This is a genomic window from Microcoleus sp. S13_C3 (assembly GCF_036700905.1).
Classification (GTDB): Bacteria; Cyanobacteriota; Cyanobacteriia; order Cyanobacteriales; family Microcoleaceae; genus Microcoleus.
Window position 1 is genome coordinate 1 of record NZ_JAUBPT010000060.1, and the last position, 19,987, is coordinate 19,987.

Below are 19,987 nucleotides of genomic sequence, written 5' to 3' on the forward strand. Positions count from 1 at the left end.
TAAGTATTTTTACTTATTCATTCGGGCCTAGCAATGTACTATACTATGTAGTGTTATTGAAGTGCGGAGTGTGGGCTCAAAACCAACAAACACAAAAAAACCGCTGCTCTTCAATTGGAACCTGACGTGCAACGGCTTTTTGAAACTTATAAACGTTCAACCTGTCCAGAGGACGGGCTAAATCCATGTATTCAAATGATACATCAAATTCTGCATTTCCAAAATTTAATCCTTGCATCCGCAAGCACCTGACTGAATGGGTTGAAGGCTCAGCGGTATCAGAAGCGATCGCCTCCCTCAACATCGAATCGCTGACGGCAAAAGAACTTAACGAACGCATCCGTCCAAAGGAACCCATTAAAACGGGGGGCTGGTGGTGTCAAGGTGTCCAGTGGAAAACTGGTGAACGAGCTGGCAACTGGTACGGGCAAGGCAAACCAGACAAACCACACCAGCCAGAAGGTTCTAAACCGCGCAAATACCTCACAGGTAGTGGCATGGAACCCGATGCCATCTTCTTGGCGATGCCAGATAAGGATTACTGGCTCAAAGTTTGGAACAACAAATCTATTCCCCGTCACTGGACTGAGGGAACCAAGAAAGCAGGAGCCGGGTTGAGCATTGACTTTGCCACCATTGCCCTAACAGGTGTGTGGAACTGGGGGAAAGACGGAAAACTAGCGCCCTTTGTAGAAGAGTGGGCGCAACCTGGAACCGTTCACTACATAGACTTTGACTCCGACTATGCAGCCAACCAATCTTGCCGTGCAGCCATTCTGAAGTTTGGCCGCTTGTTAGTTGAGCGTGGCTGTGAGGTGCACATCACTGTTTGGGATACCCAATTCAAAGGGATGGATGATTTCATCAAAGCTAAGGGTGATGAGGCATTCAAGGAGGCTGTAGCAAGCGCGCCAACCCTAGACAAATGGGAGAAGCAGCTTAAAAAAGGCGATCGCAAAAATGACCCTTCAAACCCTAATATTTCTTTAACTCCTCACCCGCGTACGCGAGAAGAAGTAGTATGCCAGAAGTATGACAGTAGTGTAGGTGACTACATTCCAGACACAGCACCGACCGCACTGCAAAATTTCGTACAGAAGGCAGAGGCTGCACTTTACTCAGACGGTCACTGGAAATCTATTGGAGGTCAGCTTTATCAATATGTCGGCAGTCACTACGAACTGCGATCGGAATCCGAGGAAAAGCGTCGTATCGGTGACTGGCTCAATACCTACGCGGAAAAAGTAAAGGGTGTTTGGGTCAACAACCGAGCCAAGTCTAGTAACGTCGCTGAGGTTCTCAACTGGGTTGTGAATCGGAATGCGGTTGACCCAAACAAGATAAATCCTGACGGTTTGAACTGCTCTAACGGGGTAGTGAGGATTAATCCTGATGGCTCCCATTCGCTTGTGCCACATGACCCTAGCCAGGTCTATACCTACGTCGGGAGCAAGTATGACCCTGATGTTGATAGCGCCGATTGCGATCGCCTTTTGGAGTGTCTTGAGCCGGCACAGCGCGAGATATTTCTGCGGACTGCTGCTGCTGCGTTGAATCTGAAGCTGGTGCGGTCAAAGCTGACTGGTAAGGGAGTCAAAGGTTTGCTGTGCTACGGCGAGGGGTCTAACGGCAAAGATACGTTGCGGGCTGTGTTGGCCGCTGTCTTTGGGCGGGGTATGACTGGGAAATCGCTGTCAGACTTCAAGGCTTACGACGGTGGACGTAAATTTGCACTGGCTACGATTGAGGGCGGTGTCTGTAACTGGGCTTCTGAGAATGCTTCAAATGTGAGTCTTGACGCTCTTCAAAGTCTTAAGCAGTTCATCACGGGCGACCCGATTGATATTGAGCGCAAGGGCAAGGACAGCTATGAGTACAAGCCGACGGCTATCTTTTTGGCTAACTGCAATAAGCTACCGTCTATCACCGGGGGGACAGCTGCTATTGATGACCGCTACGGCATCCTGAGCTTTAAGAAAACTTACAAGCGTGGCGCTGTCGCGTCTCAGGGAGAGTTAGAAGCTGACCCGCGTTTTAAGGATGACCCAGACTTTATTCTGGAGCGGATTGCGCCGGCGATGCTCAACAAGATGTTGGAGCGGATGCCGCTGTTGTTGGCTGAGGGTATTGACTACAACGCAACCCGTGAGGCGATGCGGGAAGCTCAGGAAGAAAGCCGGCATCTTTGGCAGTTTGCCCGCGAGGTTGGTTTGGAGGTTCAGGCTGGTGGACGTGTTTGGGTTCAAGACTTGTGGCAGCAGTTGCAGGACTGGTATGAGGATGCGGGGATTTTAGAAAAAGAGTCCAACAATAATAAGGAGAAGCTGGTTTGGAATAAACTTTCCAATAAGTACGATGCCCCCGTGAAGGCTGTAAACCAATTGTATTCAAGGTTGTGTGAGATTTTCCCTAAAGTACAAATTCACCGATATAACGGGCGTGACGAAATAGAACGAAGGGGACAAAAATACTTGCTGGGAATCAACTTCGTGCAAAGTTCCACAAGAACTCACAAAACTGGGTTGCCAGAGTTGCCAGTAGACACAGCAAGGGATACAGGGTTGCCAAGTGAGTTGCCAAGTAAGTTGGCCAAAAATACTGGCAACCCAGTTGGCAACCCACAAACCCTTACACAGAGCGCTGGCAACTCTGGCAACCCAGTTTCCTCACCTTTTGCGGAAGTGTGTAATTTACTTTCTCAACTTACCGACAGCGAGCGGCAAAAGTTGGTGGAAATGCTAAGTCAGCCCACAAGCGTAAAAGCCGAGACTCAGCCCAAGACCGTACCCGCCAAGAAAGGCCTGCGAGTCCGTTACGTCGGGACAAAATACGCTGAACAGTTAGCGGACGTAGAGTTGGTGGTGGATGCAATCGACAAATACAGGCAGATTACTTGCGTAAAGCCCGACGGAAGTTTTACCACATGGCTTGACCCCAAACACTTGGAAATCGCCGACTAACGGCTAAATCTCGCCCACAACAACCACCAGTGAAAGTTACCCAAAAGTTTATGTAACCCCACTGGTGGCGGCTATTTTTCCGAAGTTCCGACGGAGCCTATGCACTTTGGCGGAGCTTACTAGCGGAACTTCGGAAAAATCCCGCTAGAGATGGAAGAAATCAAATCAGTCTCAAGCTTCGTTTTTTAGCAGATTTTAGTTCTGCTTTTAAACTTTCAATCTCAGTGCGTAATTGATTATTTTGACAAGTCAAAGCATGAACACAAAAACGCAAATAATGTAGCTTCATGGTTTTGGAACCATCAAAATCTTTGGAATCTTCATCCTCAAAAGAATAAAACGGGGGAGAGAAATATTCCTGACCATCAAGATATCGAGCAATCTCTAGCAGTTGGTCAGCCAAGGAAATTGGTACTCTAATAGCCTTAACTGCGGTTGTAGACCATGTGGAAGGGCGACCAGACCCTATTCGCCTTCCACCGCGTCCAGGGGGCTTAACTGATTTAATCATGAAATCAAAGAAAATATTGATTAATTTTATCGATTCAAAAATGGCTGTATCCCAAGCAGATAGAGCCTTCTAATCTATTAATTTATCATTATATCATTATTTTTCTTAGTTATACCGGGTATTACTCACCCCGGTTGGCCTGCGGCGCTTTAAACTCTGACTGTCGCGGCCGGGGGGGCGGGCCATAACCCGGCTCCCCCCCCGGCCCACGTTTTCATGTCTACAACTTTTGTAGACAATATGTTGACACTGTAGACAGTTATCAGTTATTGTAGACAAATACTGTATACAGGTGTCTACAATGAGTCAAAGTCAAGTCGTATCATTCAGAGCTTCCGGTCACTTCCTGAACTGGATAGAAGCTCAGAGGCTAGAGGGTGAGTCGGTAAGTCAAGCCGCACAACGCATTCTCAAGGAAGTCTCAGGCACGTCTACAACGGTGTCTACAGTGTCTACAGTAAACAACGATACTGTGTCTACAATGTGTACAACTTTGTCTACACGAAGCAATGATAGCGTCGTGTCTACAGATATTGTAGACATTGTAGACAAGGCTGTAAATTCAAGTCTTAACCCCGTGATGGAGCGTATGGCCGCCATTGAGGAACGGCTGGGAAAATTGAGTGCCTGAGCGATGGCAACGATGAATCGCTCAGGCAGGAATTGAAAGCGGCCAACAAGCAACTTACAGAATGGGATGCAGAACTGAATCAGTTACACGAGCGCAACGGCGATTTAGGACTGAAGGTGCAGATGTTAGAGCAAGAGCTCAAGGAAGCACGGCGCGATCGAGAGGAAAATAAAAACTCAGCTCCGACTGTCACAGAATTTCCAGAGCCAGCCGACTTACTCAACCAGTTGAAAGCCAGGCGCAAAAAGTCCGGGGCAAGCTTGGCGGATATAGAGGTGGTTTTGGAAATACTCGACCACTCTCAAGAGCGGAACTGAGCGAAAGATGAGCGGAAAACAGAGCTCTTGCTGGGGCAATAAGTCTGAAACCATTGACTCACAAAGGATTGAATTTCATGGGGGCGGAGGGACTTGAACCCACACGACCGTTTCGGGTCAACGGATTTTAAGTCCGTAGCGTCTACCATTCCGCCACGCCCCCCTTTGGTCAAGCTGCTGTGGTTTTGAGCCACTAAGAGCAACAGCCTTTTATTCTACAGGCAAAACCCCAATTTACGCAACCCCTAATCAAAAAATTCCCAAAAGTCGCGCTGGCTCTCCCCAAGCGGTACAATAGTTAACCAGCTAACGGAGCGTGTCAACCGACTACCCGTGTTATTATTCGTCTAGAGCAAAAAATGTATATTACCTTACTGCTTTACGCCGTCTTGGCAGGAGCCTACCTCCTGGTAGTACCCGCGGCCACCTACGCTTACCTGAACAGCCGCTGGTACGTGGCCACCTCTTTTGAGCGCGGCTTCATGTACTTCTTGATGTTCTTCTTCTTCCCAGGTATGTTTCTCCTAGCTCCATTTTTGAATTTTCGGCCCAAACGGCGGCAGATAGAAGCATAAATGCGACGTATTGACGTAATTGGAATCAGTGTCGGCTTTTTTGTAGCAGGTGGGTTTGTCTACTTGCTACTGCAATTTGCCGGACTCGACAGCATGAATGCAGGGATTTGGAGTCAGTTATTTTTGGTCGCCGGCTTGATTGGCTGGCTGGTGACTTATTTATTTCGAGCACTGACTCAAAATATGACCTACAGCCAGCAATTGCAAGACTACAAAGAAGCTGTCTTGCAGAAGCAGCTAGATGCACTCACTCCTGAAGAATTAGCCAAACTTCAAGCCGAAATTGAGCAGGAAAAAGATAATTAGTTATTAGTCATTAGTCATTAGTCATTAGTTATTAGTCATTAGCAATAAACGGTGAAATAAAGACTGCCGACTAAAAGCTAAGGAAGATGAATATAGACCGCCAAGTAATGATTGCTGACTAATGACTAATGACCGCTGACTAATGACCAATGACTGATGACTAATGACCAATGACTAATGACTGATGACCAATGACTAATGACTAATGACCAATGACTGATGACTAATAACTAATGACTATTTCTAATTGTTTTGAAACGTTACGCAAGAACCACCAATGTGCATTGATTCCTTTTATTACTGCTGGCGACCCAGACTTGGAGACAACGGCTAAAGCACTGCAAATTTTGGATGACAACGGTGCAGACGCGATCGAGCTTGGTGTTCCATATTCTGACCCGCTAGCTGACGGGCCGGTGATTCAAGCTGCTGCTACAAGGGCTCTACAGCGGGGAACGCGGTTAGATTCGGTGCTGGAAATGGTAGCGAAAGTTAGTCCGAATTTGCGATCGCCCATCATTCTCTTCACATACTACAACCCGATTTTGTACCGAGGTATAGAAACCTTCTTGCAGCAAATCAAAAGTGCTGGAGTTCAGGGATTGGTTGTACCAGACTTGCCCTTAGAAGAAGCCGACAGTCTCATCCAACCTGCCAACAAATTAGGGATTGAACTAACATTATTAGTTGCTCCGACAAGTCCCAAAAGTCGTATAGAAGCGATCGCTCGTCAGTCTCAAGGATTTATTTACTTAGTCAGTGTGACGGGGGTTACGGGAGTACGCGAAGGCTTAGAAACGAGAGCAAAAGAGTTGCTGCAAGAACTTCGCGCCGTCACCGACAAACCCATCGGCGTCGGGTTTGGTATATCGAAACCCGAACACGCTCGCCAAGTGAAAGAATGGGGTGCAGATGCTGCGATTGTTGGTAGTGCTTTTGTCAAACGCTTGGCCGAAGGAACTCCAGAACAGGGTTTAGAGGCGATCGGCGAATTCTGCAAAAGTCTAAAAACAGCGATTCAAAATGCTTAGTAAGTGTGCACATACTTTCAGCCATTAGACAGATGTGTGCGATCGGGATAGGCCACGACAATTGCGATTAAAGACCTTGTTGTACTTGAGATCATACATCCACTGCCTTCTGGTTCCTGACCGGAAGGTTTTTTTTTGAACTTAAAAGGCAAAACATCTCAACCTAGTGCGCGCACAGAGAACCAAACAGCCATGTAGGGAAACGACATTGCCTTGTCCGGTGCGGGATGCTGCGACTTTTAATAATAGGTAGAAGATTGAGGATTGTCCATTCCTTCTTCCTGATTGCTGATTTCTATCCGCTCGCCAAGCCGAAGAGCCTTCTTCCTTCTTCCTTCTCCCTTCTCCCTTCTTATTTCTTCCTTCTTCCTTCCTTCTTCCTTCTACTATAACTTAAGGAATGTAACTTGGGATAGATGAAAAGCTGCGGTTTCTATTCGTATACTTAAAAAAGTGTTTAAGTGCCTAATTTGGTAAGGCTAGACATCTACAAAGCCACAAAGCATTTGAGCATCTCACAATAGAAAGGAGCATTTTTATGAAGAGACTAACTGCATTTCTGAAAAAAATTCGAGCTGTACAAATCTTAACAGTTTTTCTGGCTGGCATTTTAGTATTAGTGAGTACAGCCTGCAGCGGCCCTGGTGTGGCGGCAGGAAAAACGGATGTGATGCCAGGAAAAGCTGATGCGAGGGTAGGAAAAACAGCCGACCAAATTAGAGAAGAAGTGCCGACCGGGGCTGTAACGTCCGAATTCAAAGGCGGCATGAACGACTACCCCGATGTCGATCCCAGAAACAAAAAGCTTACAACACAAGAAGCAAAAGCTCAGCTTCTCAAAGAGGAAGCGCAGCACCGCATCGATACCAAATCTAGCAACAATGTAGGCGAAAATGTACGGCGGGTAGCGGATGACGCGCCTGAGAAACTAGGCCAAATTGGGGACAAGGTGAAGGAAGATGCTCGCACCGCCCAGCGCAAAGCTGATAACTTTGGCGACAAAACCAAACAAGGCTTTTCTAATCTTAAAGAAAACACTCGCGATGGCTTGAAGGGAGCAAAAGATATTGTTAAAGAAGCCACGCAGGGAGCAAAAGAAAGAGTATCAGAGGGTACTGAGTCTCTGAGATATAATACCGCCGGCGGTCAAGAAAATATCAATGATGCAGCACGAGATGCAAGATAGAATACTCAAGATGCCTCAGACAATATTTGCTAGAAAGTGAATCTAGATATTGACTGACCTCAACGAGCGGCAAAAAGAGCGACAGACGACTAATCTCAAATAACGCTGTTTCCTTCTCTGGAAGCTACATTCCGACAGGGGTTTTAACCCCTGTCGGAATCTAGGTAAAGTCAATCGATTTTAGATTTTAGATTTTAGATTTTAGATTAAAGGATTGAAGCCTTGACCCCACGGATAAATTAGGGGACAAGTTGATCGGATACAGGTTTTTTATTTCTGGACGGATGAATCCGGGGGCTTGTATCCTGGATGCTTTCGGTCAATCGATTTTAGATTTTAGATTTTAGATTTTAGATTTTAGATTAAAGAATTGAAGCTTTGACCCCACGGATAAATTCGGGGGACTGGAATGCCACTGCTTTCACGACGGATTTTTTATAATTTCTATAGAGTATATTTGGACTTTTTAAGGTAGTAAGTTTTTGATCGGCTTGGCGGAAATTTGGGCGATCGCGCTATATTAAATTCACTTAATTAGCAATTGTATTTTTCAAGACATGATAAGGCAGCGTTTCTACCGTATTACGCCTTCATTGAATCGCAGTTGAGATTAACAGCAGAAACTTATACGTAAGTAAAAAGCTTTAATCCCGATCGCCCAAGTATAAAATGTTGTTCATTAACAGATAATTGGAATTTGGGATCGACCGCTAGAAAATTATGGTATTTATGCCCTAAGATAGATACACTAAGTTTTGTCACGTTAATGTCTGGGTGGAGGCCCGCCGATATGGACGCAATAGTAGATAGAGTAGATTGGACTACGGTAATACCGAGGTATCGCCCGATCGCGCACTTGTACACAGATTCTCGATCGGCTATCGATCCGTTCGTGCGCGAGAAAGACCGACAACCCGCCGCTAAAATTCTCAAACCTACGTCGTGGTGGCGGAGGATTTCCGGGACGCGGTGCTGCCCCAATCGAATAAAGTTGCATTAGCGACCGTTAATTGCATCGGGAGAAATAGTCCTCAACCGAACAGACATTCTCGACGAACTTGAACGCAGACCGGTTATTTACAAATACATTAAACATTCCAATATTTCAATTAATCTAGACTGTTATCTGCCCGATGGAGGTGTATAAATTTTAGCAAAAAGAGGCCACGGATTCGGGATATATTCGAGCCGTAATCCGCCGCCAATCGACAGGGGAAATGGAGGCAAACCTTATCTTGGGAATTCTGTTTTGATGCTAGTAACGATGATGCACGACTTTTATGATGCGCTGGCCGATTTGGCACTCTATGCAGAGGCCGCACCGGCGGAGCGCCAACAAATCCTTGAGCGCGTTGGGGCTAGTCAGAAAAAACTCCAAGAATTCGCGCACCATACGCCGATCAATTACCAACACAAGTTCGATCTGGTTGAGGCCGAATTGCTCGGCGTTTTGGGACAGACAGCAGAAGCAATGGAACTGTACGATCGAGCTATTACCGGAGCTAAAGCTCACGAATATGTCAATGAAGAAGCTCTTGCCTGCGAACTCGCTGCTAAGTTTTACCTGTCATTGGGAAGAGAAAAAATTGCCAGAATCTACATGATAGATGCCTATGATTGCTATGTCCGCTGGGGAGATCGAGCCAAAATTGATGACTTAGAAAAACGTTATCCTCAATTATTAAAACCGATTTTAGAACCCGCAAAACTCCCTGTACATCCCTTAGCAAATTTTCCAACACCTGCTGGGCAAAATCAATCGCTTCATCCATCCATTCATCCATCCATTCCTCCGTCTGTTTCGGCGAGCGTCTCAGATTTCGGGAATTTTTCAACACTGCTAAAAGCTTGTCAAGGGCTCTCTAGTGAAAGAGAACTCGATCGACTGATTGCCAAACTGATGCAACTGGCGATGAAAAATACAGCAGCTAACAAAGGGGCGCTGATTTTGCCAAACGGCAATCAATGGGAAATCGCGGCTACAAGCGCGATCGACAATTCGGGACTCGAATGGGCGATCGACTTATCATCGGCAAAACTCGATGAAAACAGCGATATCTTGCCCCTCACAATTGTTGACTGCGTTAAAAATTTATTGAAACCTGTGATTGTTCGGGATCTCGCTCAACAACGTGATTGGGATTCCGACTCCTACATCCTCAAATACCAACCGCAGAGCCTGTTGTGTTGGCCGATTCTCGATCGAGGCAACTTAGTCGGCATTTTGTATCTGGAAAACCGCTTAACCGCAAAAGTTTTTACCCGCGATCGCCTGCAACTTCTCAATCTCCTGTGTTCCCAGGCAGCCATCTGTTTGCAAAATGCTCTACTCTATAAAAAATATCAGGATTACAACCTACAATTAGAGCGATCGCTAGTAAAAATTAGTCGAACCGAAGCTCAGCTTGCAGATCAGAAAACAATGCTCCAAGCGATTCTTGATGTCGCTCCGATTTGGATTTGGATGGTGAATCTCAGTGGTAAAGTACAGTTTTTGAACAAGACATTTTCTCAAGATGTGGGCGTGTCTCTGAGCGATTTCCTAGCTGTCGATCATTATAAAGATATACTGGGGGAGAATGCAGCGGGCTGTCTGGCTTCCGATGCCGCCTGCCTTGCTCAAGATTTGCCGCATTACTCCAGCGAAATTCTCAGACTTGTTGACGGCAAACTACACGATTTAGAAATCACGAAAGTGCAGTTAAAAAATTCCCTGGGCGAGACAATCGGGATTATTGGTTTGGCTGTGGATGCCACTGAGCGCAAGCGAGCAGCCGAACTTTTGCAAGAGCAAAATCAACAGCTAGAAAGAACTTTAAAAAATTTACAACAAGCACAACTGCAAATCGTGCAAAGTGAGAAAATGTCTGCCTTGGGTAATTTAGTCGCCGGAGTCGCCCACGAAATTAACAATCCGATTGGGTTTATTTCTGGGAATTTAAGCGAAGGTAAGAGGAGTTTGGAAGATGTTATCGAACACTTAGAATTGTATCGCTCCGGTGCATCGCAATCGGAAATAGCCGACCACGCCGAAGAGATAGACCTCGATTATCTTTTGGAAGATTTACCGAAGATGATTGATTCAATGCAACTTGGGTGCGAGCGCATTTGCAGCATCAGCAACAGTTTGCGTACCTTCTCCCGAGGCGACAAAGACTACAAAGTTCCTTTTAATATTCACGAAGGCATTGATAGCGCTATTTTAATTTTGAAACACCGTCTCAAAGCAAACGAACACCGCCCGCAGATCGAAGTGATAACTAAATACGGCAATCTCCCTAAAATCGAATGTTTTCCCGGTCAATTGAATCAAGTTTTCATGAACCTGCTTGCCAATGCGATCGATGCCTTAGAAGAGTCAAATATAGGACGCACTTTTAGCGAAATTACCGCCAATCCCAACCGCATCACGATTTCCACGGATCTAGTCAGCGAAGGGTACATTAAAATTAAAATTGCTGATAACGGCACCGGAATCAAAGAGGAAATTAAACAGCAGATATTCGACCATTTGTTCACGACGAAAGGTGTCGGAAAGGGAACTGGATTGGGGTTGACAATTGTCCACCAGATTGCGGTAGAGAAACATGGCGGAAGCATTGAGGTGAAGGGAGAGCTTGGAGTTGGCACTGAGTTTGCGATCGTTTTGCCTGTGAAGGGAGAAATTTGAATTAAAATTTAATGTTTTTTGGGCGATCGCGTAATAAGATATACTGACTTTTATTGGGGTCTTTTTTTGGCAGCCTTGACATACCCCTGTTCTGTCACTTTCGGCATAAAATAATCCGGGATGCTTAGAGCATAAGACTTTTATCAAAAATCTTGATTTCCGCCATTCTGTTAGAAAATAAACGCTCAAATCTCCGCTCTATGTACAGTTAAAAATTTGGCTCTCACTTTTATTTTCCCAGAGTGACAGAATATGGGGACTTAATGAACCGGGAATTTGCTGTATTTTAGACCTCCTATAAGTGAGTGCGTAACCCATTTTTATTTGGGAGATGTCTATTATACAAAAAAAATTAATCACCAAGGCTTCCCCTACAAAAAATTATCTTAAATTTAACCAATCTTGAATTTCTTGCGCTAACCAAGCCGCCTCCACCTCTTTCAACTCTGTTGCTAAAACATAAAAGTAAGTTCCCCTATCGTTACCTGAACGAATCCTGATTTGATTTCCCTGAGTCATGGTATATATAAAAGTACCCAAAATTTCCGAAATTTCCCCAGTTTGTTGTGAAGAAGTCCAACCAAATATCTGATGTTCCAGTTTAAAGTAGTTCCGGTTAAATGTAATTTTATTACCCTGACCCACAATTTTAACTAAGATACTTGCTATAATCGTAAACAATCCTAATCCAATAGCTACTATAATCGTAAACAATCCTAATCCAATAGCTAAATTTACTTGTATAAAAAATAATAAAGGTATTGGCCCCAGTAGCAGTAAAAATAATATTCCTCTAACAGAAACTGAAAAAGGCTTTCTGACTAAACTAGACGGAATTTTAATGTTTAACTCCGTCGCTGATTTGCTAACTTGAATGCGACTGTGAGGTGGTTTGGCAATTTTCCTCACAGTCTCAATTTGAAGATTAGCCCCTTGTATGTTTCCCGATTTCAAAGCTGCTAAAGCCTCTCTAGCCTCGCTGAAACGCTTTTCTAACGCGATTTCCGTCATCTTCTCAATCCAGCTTACCAAACTAGGACTCACACTCACGCGATCGCTAAACTGAATCCGAGAATCTTTCTGTGGCAAATCCGCAGGAGTCGCCCCCGTTAACAAATGAATTAAAGTAGCTCCCAAAGCATACAAATCGGAAGCCGGAACCGCCCGGCCCCAAAACTGTTCTAACGGTGCATAGCCACTCGTTCCTACCACTGTAAACGTTACGCCTGTCACCGCCGCTTGAGCTTGCACAGCGCCAAAATCTACTAGATAAACGTGCCTATCTTTGCCCCAAATTAAATTACTCGGCTTAATATCTCGGTGCAAAACCGGGGGACTTAATCCATGCAAATAAATTAAAATTTCCAGCACTTCCGTGGCAATTTTTTGCACGTTTTTCTCGGAAAATCGCTTGCCTTTTTCTAACAATTCCTGAATTGAAAATCCCGGAATATAATCTTGCACTAATCCAAACCAAGGCAATCCTGCTCCCGCTTCCCGTTCAAGGGAAAAATAATCTCGATAGCAAGGAATGCGGGGATGATTTAGCGCCTGCAAAACTTGTGCTTCTCGTTCAAAAAGCTTGAGTTCTTCCCACTGCATTTCCGGGCTAAAAGCTAACATTTTCAGCGTCACCTGTTCTTGAGACTCTAAATCTACTGCTAGCCAAGTTTGATGACCGGCCGCTGTGCGTCCTAAACGCTGTTGCAATTGATAACGTTCTTGTAAAATTTTTCCTGAATCTAACACAGCATTGCCCTCTTTTTTTAAATTATATGAAATTTCCTTAAGTATTAAATGATTTATTTGGCCGAGAGCGTTAAATGGCTAGTACAAGTAATTATCCGTGGATTTCTCCATTCGGCATAATTGTACCGCGCCACTGAGCACCCCCTAAATTAGCAGTGCTCAAATCTGCCCTAATCAAAATTGTGCGGTGCAAAATTGCCTCCCGCAAATCTGTTCTAGCCAGGTAAGCATCAGTCAGATCAGCTTCACTCAAATTTGCCTGATTCAAATTAGCTCGACTCAAATCAGCCCTCACCAAGTTAGCTCGACTCAAGTCAGCCATAACTAAATTAGCATTGCTCAACTTAACATCAGGAAGAAATGCTCCCCGCAAGTTAGCGCCAGCGAATTCGGCATCAATTAACACAGCTCTTTCCAACTTAGCATTTGTCATTACAGCCCAGGAAAAATTTGTTTCTACCAAAGTTGCTTCAGTCAAAAATATGCCATCTAAAATAGCTTCGCTCAAATTCGCCTGAGTCAGATTTGCTTCCCCCAGAGATGCTTCTGTCAAATTCGCGTGACTGAGATTAGCTTTAGTCAAATCGGCACCTTGCAAATTGACGCCCCGCAAATCGGCACCTTGCAAATTTGTACCCCGCAAATTTGCACCCTCAAAAATCCGTACCTCCTTCCGCAAATTTGCACCACGCAAGCACGCCCCGCGCAAATCTGCACCTTGCAAATTCACACCTCGCATATCTGCATCGCTCAAATTTGCATCAATAAAAACTGCCAAAGAGATGTTGGCTTTGCGAAAGTCTGCACCTTGCAAAGTCGCTCCGTGGAAGTCTGCATCAGACAAATTTGCTCCGCTCAAGTTCGCTTGATTTAAGTTAGCACCGCACAGCTTTGCATTAGTTAAATTTGCGCGCTGAAGGTTAATTCTGCTCAGGTACGACATCGCTAAGTTTGCACCCCAGAGGTCAGCATTACTTAAATTGACGCCAATTAAATCGGCACCGCTCAGGTATACCCCTCTGAGATTCATACCTTGAAAATCTAGTTCTCCTGATGTATATCGCCTTAAAATTTCGCTGGCATTCATATTTTTTTTGTTGTTAATTAGGTACAATCTGCTATTTCTAGACTGCTTAAATTTCTGTTCGCGCAGGCGGACTTAGTTTTTGTAGCGCCAGACTTGAGTCTGAGAAATTTGATGAAATTTCTTGAATTTCAGTTGACGCAGGCCGACTTAGTTTGTGTCACCCCAGACTTGAGTCGAGCGTTTAATGAGTTTGATTGACAAATTCTTGAGTCCAAAAGACTGTTTTGTTGCCTAACTGTCGCCCGTGAATTTTCACATGAGTAAGATATTTGGATTTTAAAGTACACAGTTTTTTGTGAATGTAGGTAGCTGTAGCCTGTTGGTTTGGTACTTCAGCCGACTCCAGAATCACATGGAGCCAACCGTCTTTAAATCCTACTGTAGCAGCAATTCCTTTAGGCTGTAGCAATTGATTAATCAATTGGGCGATCGCCTTTGGTTTGCCTTGCTTGGCCATTTCCAGAAGCTGATACTGATTTGCTTTATGGCTAGAGTTTTCCTGCGGGATGTCTGAAATATTGTCAACCAGATTTTCTGTGATTTCCGAAGGATATTTCCCGCTTTCTTTTGACTCCAATTCAATCAAGATTTCCAGCAATTTATCGGTAAACTTCTGAACTTTTCCTACATACTCTCTGAGATTTTTATATTTCCAGTACAAACGCTCCTCTACACTTCCCGTAGAAAATTTTCCGTTCAAAGCAGCTTCTAACTGGGTGAATATATTTTCTATTTGCGCCGTTGCGGAGTTAGCACTTTGACTGACTAATTCTGTCATTTCTTCTTCCAATCCCAACTTTCGTTTGATGGAATCGCTAATATTTATAATAACAGGAGCCGCCGGTTCTAAAATTTCGATAATAGTCGGCATTTCTGCAACGGGGAAGGTTTCTACGATTTCCTGTCGGAACTCGGTAGCATAATTATTGCTGGTTTCGGGTTCTTTAAACGGTAGATTTTCTGCCGTGTCAGGCACTAAGTAACTCTTTTGAGGGTCATAATGATAATGAGGTGGAGCAGCTTGAAGGATGTGAGTAATCTCGCCTGGATCAAAATAATCGGTGCGCCTGTCCACCATCTCGCTCTCTTCATAAACACTGTTGTTTAAATGTGTCTGATCGTAATCTTCACTAGCCGAAGATTCGGCTTCATAAGATTCTTCCTGTTGCATTTTTGCGTAACAAGGATTCATCGCTTTGATGATTACGCTAGCAGCTTGATCGTTTTCATCTCTGTTGTCGAGATTGCTAGCAGTTCTGTATAAATGAGATTCCAGTTCGCCTAGGCTGCCACAGACATTAAACAGTTGTCGCAGCAGAGTGTCAAGTTCTTGAGTTTTCAGCAGTAGCCAGTCGCGATCGCTAAAAGTGAAATCGTGATAAAGACTCGAAAAAATTAGGATTTTCGCCCTCAGCGGATTTGTTTGCTGCAAAATTTTTTGTCTGACATCAAATAAAGGGCCGGGGTTTCTTGTCCTTTCTTCGCTGCTGGGTATTTCCGAACTAAAGTGCTCTTCAAATGCGGGAGCTTCCTGACCGCCAAAACTAGATATGTTTACTTCTAATTTGGTGAAGTCTTCAAATTCATACAGCCTGCTAAGTTGACAGACTATGAGGTCTGCTACTAAAGCATACTCGGTTTTTTTATTAACCTTAGAGACTATACTGTTTAAAACTGCTTCAATATCTTCTAACCTGCTGTATTTGGCGCACAGTTCTTCGATTAAAATCCTTACATCGGCGCTGGCGAGTTGGGCCGGGTCGTTTTCCCAGAACTCTTTACAAGCAAAAAATATTATTTTTTTAATGCGCGAGATATTCACGTCTTGTTCTAATTCGCGAACAACTTCATCTAAAATAGATAAAGCTTTCATAGTTTTCCTCCCATAAAAATACCCTGTCAACACTCAGCAAGAAATAATACAATTATACCACATTTGATAAATGCAAGACTTTGATGCGATCGTAATTGGCAGCGGTATTGGGGGCTTAGTCGCAGGCTCGATGCTAGCTCGCTACGGCAAGCAGGTGCTCGTCTGCGAGAGCCACGTCATAGCGGGCGGGGCAGCTCACAGCTTTTCGCGCCGGGGATTTCACTTTGATTCGGGGCCTTCTTTTTATTGCGGTTTGACTGACCCGGGGTCGTTCAATCCTTTGCGGCAAGTTTTTGATGTTTTGGAGGAATCGATCGCAGCAATTTCCTACGATCCGCTGGGGCATTACCATTTTCCAGAGGGGAGTTTACCGATTTATGCTGATGCGAGAAGTTACTTAAATGCTGTCGCTAAGTTCGCACCGCAAGGTGCTGTAGAATTACAGCAATTTCAACAAAATTTATTAGTTTTGTATGAAGCTTTGCGTGGAATTCCGGCTTTAGCGCTGAGATCCGACTGGCAGTTGATACCTGTTTTGCTGTCTCGGTACTCGCCTGCTTTGCTGAAGCTGTTGCCGCTAGTAGGTGCGATCGCGGGTTCAGCAGGTTCCTTGATGGATCGCGATGTGCGCGATCCTTGGGTGCGGCGTTTGATCGATTTGGAGTGCTTTTTGCTGTCGGGTTTGAAAGCGCACGGAACTGTCGCGCCGGAAATAGCTTTTATGATTGGCGAACGATCGCGCTGTGCGATCGAATATCCTGTAGGTGGCAGCGGTGCGATCGTCGATGCTTTAGTCAGAGGTTTGCAGCGCTGGGGAGGAAAGTTGCGCCTGGGAACTCCCGTCGAGCAAATATTAGTTGAATCCGGCAAAACCACAGGCGTTCGCTTGCAAAATGGCGAAGTTATCCGCGCCCCGATTGTCATTTCAAATGCCACCGTCTGGGATACTTATACAAAGTTACTGCGACCTGAAGATTTGCCCGAAAGCTACCGAAAAAACGCTTTGTCGATGCCAGCAGTAGACAGTTTCATGCACCTGCATTTAGGAATTAAAGCCGAAGGACTCGAGGGTTTAACAGGCCACCACGTCGTCGTTCACGACAGCAAGATTGACATTACATTACCCGGAAATACTTGCATGATTTCGATTCCTACAGTGTGGGATGCAACTCTCGCGCCGCCCGGACATCACACCATTCACGCTTATACATTGGAACCTTATGAAGGTTGGGAATATGGCGAATTGTATCAACAGAAAAAGCAAGAGCGATCGCAATCTCTGTTTCAAGCTTTAGAAAAAATTATACCCGATTTGCGATCGCGGATAGTCTTAGAGTCGATCGGCACACCGCTAACCCACGCCCGATTTTTACGCCGATATCAAGGAACTTACGGGCCTGCTATTGCCGCCGGAAAAGGCACATTTCCCGGCCCGCAAACACCAGTCAAAGGCTTGTATCGCGTGGGAGACAGCACCATGCCCGGAATTGGCGTGCCCGCTGTCGCAGCATCGGGTATTTTGTGCGCGAATACTTTGGTAAATTCCGATGTGACAGCACAATTTTTGTAAGCGAAGGAAGTTCGGCAACGGATTATGTAACGGATGTAACGGATGTAACGGATGTAACGGATGTAACGGATGTAACGGATGTAACGGATGTAACGGATGTAAAGGATAGAAGGAAGAAGGAAGAAGCAAGTTCGGCAACGGATTATGTAACGGATGTAACGGATGTCAGGGAGAAGGAAAAAGGAAGAAGGAAAAAGGAAGAAGGAAAATTAACTGGTTCCCTGCCTCTGGCTGGGAACCGAGATCCAGAGGCTCTGCCTCCCTGGCAAAAAAACAGGAGGCAGAGCAATAGTGAAATGCGTTCCCAGCCATAGCCAGGGAACGAGGAAAACGAGGAAAAAACTACTTTTTACAAAATCTGCCTGCTGCCAAAACTGATTATCCACCAGCGGCAAAAGCGCCCATAATTGCGATCGACAAAGCCAAACCTGGCAACAGCAGCAATCCTAACATCAAAGCATCGTGTGCGCTCATCACTTTCTCCTGATATTTACCTTAAATATTATACTCTATAAACCGCCATCTTGCCTCGACCTTAATAATTAATTAAAACCGACAGATAGATTCAGGATTGACAGGGCAAATTTTATTAACAATGGGATTACCGCGCAAGTCCAGTGTAGTTAACTTTTGCAACGATTGCAGGGAACTGATATCAGAGATTTGATTGTTGTACAAGTCTAGTAAAAATAAATTATTTAAAGCTTGCAGCGGGCTGCTATCCGAAATCGGATTGTTGAACAGATAAAGTTCAGTCAAATTAGTTAAGGATTTCAGCGGACTGATGTCTGATATTTGATTGTTACCGAGGTTGAGTTCAATTAAATTAGTGAGTGATGTCAAAGGACTTATATCTGATATTTGATTTTGGAATAAAACCAATTTGTTTAAGTTAGTTAGAGATTCCAACGGGGTAATGTCAGATATTTCATTTCCGAACAGAAAGAGCGTCGTCAGATTTTTTAAGGAAGCCAGCGGGGAGATATCCGATATTTTATTATTGTAAAGGTAGAGTGTCTGGAGTTCAGTTAAATTTGCCAGAGGAGCGAGATCGGAAATTTGATTGTTGTAGATAATCAGCGCATTTAACTTAGTTAAAGCTTTCACGGGACTGATGTCAGAAATTTTGTTGTCAAACAAGACAAGTGCGGTAAGATTAGTTAGACCTGCTAGGGGACTGATGTCTGAGATTTGATTGGTATCGAGAACGAGTATACTCAGATTTGTTAGAGATGAAAGCGGACGGATATCTGATATTTGATTGACATCTATAACCAGAGTTTTCAGGTTAGTTAAAGATTGCAGGGGAGCGATGTCAGATATTTGATTACTGCCGAGGATGAGATTAGTAAGTTGAGTGAAAGATGAGAGGGGGCTGATATCGGTAATTTGAAGATTTTTGAGGTTAAGTTCTTTTGTATTAGAAAGGAGTTCGTTGGCTCGATCACACTCGGAAGTCTCTGATATTTGCAACAGTATTTCTACCGTATGTTTGGCACCGGGAGAGATGTTTTCTTTCTGCTTGCACCAAGCCGAAAAGTTATTATAAGTTGTCATGGGCTGTGCTGCCTTAATCGATTTTAGATGGGATATTTGAAATTTTAGATATAGCGGTTCTCAAACGTGGTGAGGTATGGAGTGAGTCCTATGCCGATGCCCGATGCCCGATGCCCGATGCCCGATGCCCAATGAACACCTCATGTTACTGAGAAAGGCTATAACTATAGCAATTCTATTCCATTTGTGAATGAGATTTTTTTCGGGTTTTGAGAAATTTCCGCAAAAATTGTGTAAAGTAATCTTAACATCCTTAATTGCATTGCCTTCGCAGGAGCCAAGAGCCAACTATGACACCAGAACTAATTTTTAATGCCGGTAATCTGTTCGTTGTGCCTTTCTGGGCAATTATGATTTTATTACCAAACTGGGGAATTACCCGAAAAGTGATGAATTCCTTTATTCCGTTTGCAGTGCTCGCCGTTTTGTACATATATTTGTTTGGTAGCAGTCTGACTGCGGAAAATGCGGCTGCTTTGTCCAATCCTAAGTTAGCAGATATTGCTAAGTTTCTGGGGGAGGAAACGGCGGCGGCTACGGGATGGATACATTTTTTAGTGATGGACTTGTTTGTCGGGCGCTGGATTTATTGGGAAGGACAGCGGACAGGAGTTTGGACGGTTCATTCTTTGGCTTTGTGTTTTTTTGCGGGGCCGATGGGATTGCTTTCTCATATTGTAACTGCTTGGATTACTCAAAGGTTTTTTCCGAGTTCTGAAAGTCTTTCAGGGGCGGGTTCTGGAGCCAACCCCCAAGAAAATTGATGTATTGTGGAACGGGATCTCTGGCCCGTTTGTTCCTAAGAATGGTGCAAGATATCAATAACAATATAGATCGTAGCTAAACCCGCTCCTTGTATTTTGAAAGAGGTAGATGGCGGTTTAGCGTTGGGTGGGGGCGGGTTTATGAAATTATGGGTTTTAGGCAATTATTGTTGGTGAAACCCGCCCCTACAATCCTCGAT

At 44.6% G+C, this 19,987-nt stretch carries 17 protein-coding genes and 1 tRNA gene; 11 read left to right on the top strand and 7 right to left on the bottom strand.

Annotated elements, in window-relative coordinates:
• Positions 1–185 precede the first annotated feature (185 nt).
• Entirely contained in the window at positions 186–2,960 is a 2,775-nt protein-coding gene (locus QUA16_RS17595) for a DUF3854 domain-containing protein (protein ID WP_333104685.1), read from the top strand.
• Positions 2,961–3,120: 160 nt separating this feature from the next.
• On the opposite strand, the gene QUA16_RS17600 is transcribed toward QUA16_RS17595, so the two are convergent.
• Entirely contained in the window at positions 3,121–3,363 is a 243-nt protein-coding gene (locus QUA16_RS17600; protein WP_333104686.1) for a hypothetical protein, read from the bottom strand.
• A gap of 409 nt (positions 3,364–3,772) precedes the next feature.
• Between QUA16_RS17600 and QUA16_RS17605 the strand changes: the two genes are divergently transcribed.
• A complete protein-coding gene (locus tag QUA16_RS17605) occupies positions 3,773–4,102 on the top strand; it encodes a hypothetical protein (RefSeq protein WP_333104688.1) in 330 nt (109 codons plus the stop codon).
• A 32-nt stretch (positions 4,103–4,134) separates the two neighbouring features.
• Positions 4,135–4,419, top strand: coding sequence for a flagellar alpha dynein (locus tag QUA16_RS17610; protein ID WP_333104689.1), 285 nt, complete (start codon positions 4,135–4,137; stop codon positions 4,417–4,419).
• Positions 4,420–4,497: 78 nt separating this feature from the next.
• On the opposite strand, the gene QUA16_RS17615 is transcribed toward QUA16_RS17610, so the two are convergent.
• A tRNA-Leu gene (locus QUA16_RS17615) sits at positions 4,498–4,582 on the bottom strand.
• A gap of 178 nt (positions 4,583–4,760) precedes the next feature.
• Between QUA16_RS17615 and ndhL the strand changes: the two genes are divergently transcribed.
• From ndhL to QUA16_RS17635, 4 genes are all read left to right on the top strand, one after another.
• Positions 4,761–4,994 (top strand): NAD(P)H-quinone oxidoreductase subunit L, encoded by a 234-nt coding sequence (ndhL, locus tag QUA16_RS17620; protein WP_333104723.1) that lies wholly within the window; start codon positions 4,761–4,763, stop codon positions 4,992–4,994.
• A complete protein-coding gene (locus QUA16_RS17625) occupies positions 4,995–5,300 on the top strand; it encodes a DUF3007 family protein (protein ID WP_333104690.1) in 306 nt (101 codons plus the stop codon).
• Between the two features lie 233 nt (positions 5,301–5,533).
• Positions 5,534–6,331, top strand: coding sequence for a tryptophan synthase subunit alpha (gene trpA, locus QUA16_RS17630; RefSeq protein ID WP_333104691.1), 798 nt, complete (start codon positions 5,534–5,536; stop codon positions 6,329–6,331).
• Between the two features lie 538 nt (positions 6,332–6,869).
• Entirely contained in the window at positions 6,870–7,517 is a 648-nt protein-coding gene (locus QUA16_RS17635; protein ID WP_333104692.1) for a DUF6658 family protein, read from the top strand.
• Between the two features lie 624 nt (positions 7,518–8,141).
• On the opposite strand, the gene QUA16_RS17640 is transcribed toward QUA16_RS17635, so the two are convergent.
• A complete protein-coding gene (locus QUA16_RS17640) occupies positions 8,142–8,498 on the bottom strand; it encodes a hypothetical protein (protein WP_333104693.1) in 357 nt (118 codons plus the stop codon).
• A gap of 271 nt (positions 8,499–8,769) precedes the next feature.
• Between QUA16_RS17640 and QUA16_RS17645 the strand changes: the two genes are divergently transcribed.
• Positions 8,770–11,187 (top strand): ATP-binding protein, encoded by a 2,418-nt coding sequence (locus tag QUA16_RS17645; protein WP_333104724.1) that lies wholly within the window; start codon positions 8,770–8,772, stop codon positions 11,185–11,187.
• A 381-nt stretch (positions 11,188–11,568) separates the two neighbouring features.
• On the opposite strand, the gene QUA16_RS17650 is transcribed toward QUA16_RS17645, so the two are convergent.
• The 3 genes from QUA16_RS17650 to QUA16_RS17660 all read right to left on the bottom strand — a co-directional run bounded on the left by QUA16_RS17650 (position 11,569) and on the right by QUA16_RS17660 (position 15,896).
• Positions 11,569–12,936, bottom strand: a complete 1,368-nt coding sequence (locus tag QUA16_RS17650; protein WP_333104694.1) for a serine/threonine-protein kinase — start codon at positions 12,934–12,936, stop codon at positions 11,569–11,571.
• A 91-nt stretch (positions 12,937–13,027) separates the two neighbouring features.
• Positions 13,028–14,023 (bottom strand): pentapeptide repeat-containing protein, encoded by a 996-nt coding sequence (locus QUA16_RS17655; protein WP_333104695.1) that lies wholly within the window; start codon positions 14,021–14,023, stop codon positions 13,028–13,030.
• A 181-nt stretch (positions 14,024–14,204) separates the two neighbouring features.
• Positions 14,205–15,896: a hypothetical protein gene (locus QUA16_RS17660; RefSeq protein ID WP_333104696.1), complete on the bottom strand. Its 1,692-nt coding sequence runs from the start codon at positions 15,894–15,896 to the stop codon at positions 14,205–14,207.
• A gap of 70 nt (positions 15,897–15,966) precedes the next feature.
• On the opposite strand from QUA16_RS17660, the gene QUA16_RS17665 reads away from it, so the two are divergent.
• Both QUA16_RS17665 and QUA16_RS17670 read left to right on the top strand, forming a co-directional pair.
• Positions 15,967–17,466 carry an NAD(P)/FAD-dependent oxidoreductase gene (locus QUA16_RS17665; RefSeq protein WP_333104699.1) on the top strand — a complete coding sequence of 500 codons (1,500 nt, stop codon included), beginning with the start codon at positions 15,967–15,969 and terminating at the stop codon, positions 17,464–17,466.
• Complete coding sequence (locus tag QUA16_RS17670) at positions 17,418–17,780, top strand: hypothetical protein (RefSeq protein WP_333104700.1); 363 nt, start codon at positions 17,418–17,420, stop codon at positions 17,778–17,780. The genes QUA16_RS17665 and QUA16_RS17670 overlap by 49 nt, the downstream gene beginning before the upstream one ends.
• A 232-nt stretch (positions 17,781–18,012) precedes the next feature.
• Here QUA16_RS17670 and QUA16_RS17675 read toward each other — a convergent pair whose 3' ends face one another.
• The gene (locus tag QUA16_RS17675) at positions 18,013–19,023 is read right to left on the bottom strand and encodes a leucine-rich repeat domain-containing protein (RefSeq protein ID WP_333104701.1); all 1,011 of its coding nucleotides are present in this window, start codon (positions 19,021–19,023) and stop codon (positions 18,013–18,015) included.
• A gap of 290 nt (positions 19,024–19,313) precedes the next feature.
• Between QUA16_RS17675 and QUA16_RS17680 the strand changes: the two genes are divergently transcribed.
• Positions 19,314–19,787 carry an ABA4-like family protein gene (locus QUA16_RS17680; RefSeq protein WP_333104702.1) on the top strand — a complete coding sequence of 158 codons (474 nt, stop codon included), beginning with the start codon at positions 19,314–19,316 and terminating at the stop codon, positions 19,785–19,787.
• Positions 19,788–19,987 lie beyond the last annotated feature (200 nt).

What these genes read in the sequence shown, in the direction of transcription:
- QUA16_RS17595 (WP_333104685.1), top strand. Translation starts at nt 186, where the DNA reads ATGTATTCAAATGATACATCAAATTCTGCATTTCCAAAATTTAATCCT.
- QUA16_RS17605 (WP_333104688.1), top strand. Translation starts at nt 3,773, where the DNA reads ATGAGTCAAAGTCAAGTCGTATCATTCAGAGCTTCCGGTCACTTCCTG.
- QUA16_RS17625 (WP_333104690.1), top strand. Translation starts at nt 4,995, where the DNA reads ATGCGACGTATTGACGTAATTGGAATCAGTGTCGGCTTTTTTGTAGCA.
- trpA (WP_333104691.1), top strand. Translation starts at nt 5,534, where the DNA reads ATGACTATTTCTAATTGTTTTGAAACGTTACGCAAGAACCACCAATGT.
- QUA16_RS17635 (WP_333104692.1), top strand. Translation starts at nt 6,870, where the DNA reads ATGAAGAGACTAACTGCATTTCTGAAAAAAATTCGAGCTGTACAAATC.
- QUA16_RS17645 (WP_333104724.1), top strand. Translation starts at nt 8,770, where the DNA reads ATGCTAGTAACGATGATGCACGACTTTTATGATGCGCTGGCCGATTTG.
- QUA16_RS17655 (WP_333104695.1), bottom strand. Translation starts at nt 14,023, where the DNA reads ATGAATGCCAGCGAAATTTTAAGGCGATATACATCAGGAGAACTAGAT.
- QUA16_RS17660 (WP_333104696.1), bottom strand. Translation starts at nt 15,896, where the DNA reads ATGAAAGCTTTATCTATTTTAGATGAAGTTGTTCGCGAATTAGAACAA.
- QUA16_RS17665 (WP_333104699.1), top strand. Translation starts at nt 15,967, where the DNA reads ATGCAAGACTTTGATGCGATCGTAATTGGCAGCGGTATTGGGGGCTTA.
- QUA16_RS17675 (WP_333104701.1), bottom strand. Translation starts at nt 19,023, where the DNA reads ATGACAACTTATAATAACTTTTCGGCTTGGTGCAAGCAGAAAGAAAAC.
- QUA16_RS17680 (WP_333104702.1), top strand. Translation starts at nt 19,314, where the DNA reads ATGACACCAGAACTAATTTTTAATGCCGGTAATCTGTTCGTTGTGCCT.